Source organism: Streptomyces sp. NPDC055078, from assembly GCF_053607985.1.
The window spans coordinates 1-2,718 of the sequence record NZ_JBSGUP010000885.1; the positions used below are offsets into that span (position 1 = coordinate 1).

The window sequence follows — 2,718 nt, forward strand, 5'->3', positions numbered from 1 at the left end:
CCCCGGACCCCGCGCCTCAAACGCCGGCGAGGCTGATTTTGTCTGCCCGGGTGCGCATATCAAGCCCGTCCGGCGTTTGAGGACACGCCCGCAGGGTGTGCGGGACCGATGGCGCTCGGCGGGGCGGGCCCTGGGAGCCGCCCCCAGGAGCAGCCCGCTACCGGTACGCGCGCAGCTCGCGGCGGGCCAGGGAGCGCTGGTGGACCTCATCCGGCCCGTCCGCCAAGCGCAGCGTCCTCGCCGCCGCCCACAGCTCCGCCAGCGGGAAGTCCTGGCTCACCCCGCCCGCGCCGTACACCTGCACGGCCCGGTCCAGGATGTCCACCACCGCTCTTGGCGTCGCGATCTTGATCGCCTGGATCTCGGTGTGGGCGCCCCGGTTGCCGACGGTGTCCATCAGCCAGGCGGTCTTCAGGACGAGGAGCCGCAACTGCTCCACGGTGACCCGCGCGTCCGCGATCCAGTTCTGCACCACGCCCTGCTCGGCAAGCGGTTTGCCGAAGGCCGTACGGGAGACGGCCCGGCGGCACATCAGCTCGATCGCGCGCTCGGCCATGCCGATCAGCCGCATGCAGTGGTGGATACGGCCGGGCCCCAGCCGGGCCTGGGCGATGGCGAACCCGCCGCCCTCCTCGCCGATCAGATGGGTCACGGGGACCCGGACCCGGTCGAAGACGACCTCGGCGTGCCCACCGTGCGCGTGGTCCTCGTAGCCGTACACCCGCATGGCCCGCCGCACCTCGACACCGGGTGTGTCACGGGGAACGAGGATCATCGACTGCTGGCGGCGGAGATCCTCGCCGTCCGGGTCGGTCTTGCCCATCACGATGAAGATCTGGCAGTCGGGGTTCATCGCCCCGGAGATGTACCACTTGCGGCCGTTGACGACATAGTCGTCACCGTCGCGGTCGATCCGTGTCCGGACGTTCGTCGCGTCGGACGAGGCGACCTCGGGCTCGGTCATCGCGAACGCGGACCGGATCTCCCCGGCCAGCAGCGGCTCAAGCCACTGCTTCTTCTGCCGCTCGGTGCCGAACTGCGCAAGAACCTCCATGTTCCCGGTGTCGGGCGCGGCGCAGTTCAGGGCGGTGGGGGCCAGATCCGGGCTGCGGCCGGTGATCTCGGCGAGCGGGGCGTACTGGAGGTTGGTGAGACCGGCTCCGTGCTCCTCGTCCGGGAGGAAGAGGTTCCACAGGCCCTGCCGGCGGGCCTCGGCCTTCAACCGCTCGACGATCGGCGGGGTGTCCCACGGCGAGGCGAGCCGGGCGCGCTGCTCGTGGGCGACGGCCTCCGCCGGGTAGATGTGCTCGTCCATGAAGGCGAGCAGCCTGGCTCGCAGTTCCTCGGTGCGCGCGTCGAATGCGAAGTCCACGGGTTCAGCCTTCCTGGAGGGTGTTGAGGCCGTGCTCGATGAAGAGGGGCACGACGCCGCCGATCCGGTCGAAACCTTCGCCGACGGTCTGGCCGAGGGTGTGCCGGTAGTGGATGCCCTCCAGGATCACGGCGAGCTTGAACCAGGCGAAGGCGGTGTACCAGGAGACGGCGGAGGTGTCGCGGCCTGAGCGGTTCGCGTACCGCTCGATCAGTTCGGCCGTCGACGGGTGGCCCGGCGCGGCCGAGGTGGTACTGACGGGGCTGTCGGGCGCATCGAGTCCGGTGCTGTACATCACCAGCAGCCCGACGTCGGTGAGCGGGTCGCCGAGGGTGGACATCTCCCAGTCCAGCACCGCATTGATCCGGCCGTCGGTGCCGACGAGGGCATTGTCGAGGCGGTAGTCGCCGTGGACGACGGTGGGCGCGGGGGAGCGGGGGAGCGAGCGGCCGAGGGAGGCGTGGAGTTCGTCGATGCCGGCGAGTTCGCGGTCTCGGGAGGCGGCCAGTTGCTTGCCCCAGCGGCGGAGCTGGCGGTCGAGGAAGCCCTCAGGGCGGCCGAAGTCCCCGAGGCCGACCGCATCGGGGTCGACGGCGTGCAGTTCGACCAGGGTGTCGAGCAGGGCGAGCACCACCTCACGGGTGCGTTCCGGGCCGAGCGGGACCAGCTCTTCGGCGGTGCGGTACGGCGTGCCCGCCACGTACTCCATGACGTAGAACGGCGAGCCGATGACCGACTCGTCCTCGCACAGCAGCAGCGGCTCGGGCACGGGGACCGAGGTCGGGTGCAGCGCGCTGATGACCCGGTGCTCGCGCCGCATGTCGTGCGCCGTCGCCAGGACATGGCCGAGCGGGGGCCGCCGTACGACCCATTGGCCGGTGCCGTCGGTGACGGTGTAGGTGAGGTTGGAGCGCCCGCCCTGGATCAGCCGGGCGGTGAGCGGCCCGCTCACCATCCCCGGGCGCTCGCGGTCGAGGAAGGCGCGCAGCTCGGCAGGGTCGAGACCGGGCGGAGGGACTGGGGTCATCGGGCACTCCGGGGTGCTGGGACAGGGAAGGACAGGGCCCCTCGATGATGACCGACCAGTCGGTATGTCGTCCAGTGCGCGGCGAGAACCCGGGATCGGATCACATGCGCGGAGGAAACGCGGAGGGAAACGCGGAGGGAGACAGGGACCGGGTCACCTGCCGGGTCATACGCCGGGATCGCGTGTACGGCGAGCGCCCGGGGCCGGATCGCGGTCCCGGGTGCGGCGGGGCGCGGTGGGGTGCCGTGGGGCGGGGCACGGCGGGGCGGGGTCAGGCGTCCGGATGTCCGTCGTGGGCGGGCCGCGCGGGGTGGTCGCG

2 protein-coding genes are annotated in these 2,718 nt (G+C 71.6%); both read right to left on the minus strand.

All coding sequences use genetic code 11. From position 1 onward, the window contains the following. Nucleotides 1-157: 157 nt before the first annotated feature. On the minus strand, nucleotides 158-1,372 hold the full coding sequence (locus ACWF94_RS38135; protein ID WP_453499491.1) for an acyl-CoA dehydrogenase family protein: 1,215 nt from the start codon (nucleotides 1,370-1,372) through the stop codon (nucleotides 158-160). A 4-nt stretch (nucleotides 1,373-1,376) separates the two neighbouring features. After that, the gene (locus tag ACWF94_RS38140) at nucleotides 1,377-2,399 is read right to left on the minus strand and encodes a phosphotransferase family protein (protein WP_453499493.1); all 1,023 of its coding nucleotides are present in this window, start codon (nucleotides 2,397-2,399) and stop codon (nucleotides 1,377-1,379) included. Between the last annotated feature and the right edge of the window lie 319 nt (nucleotides 2,400-2,718).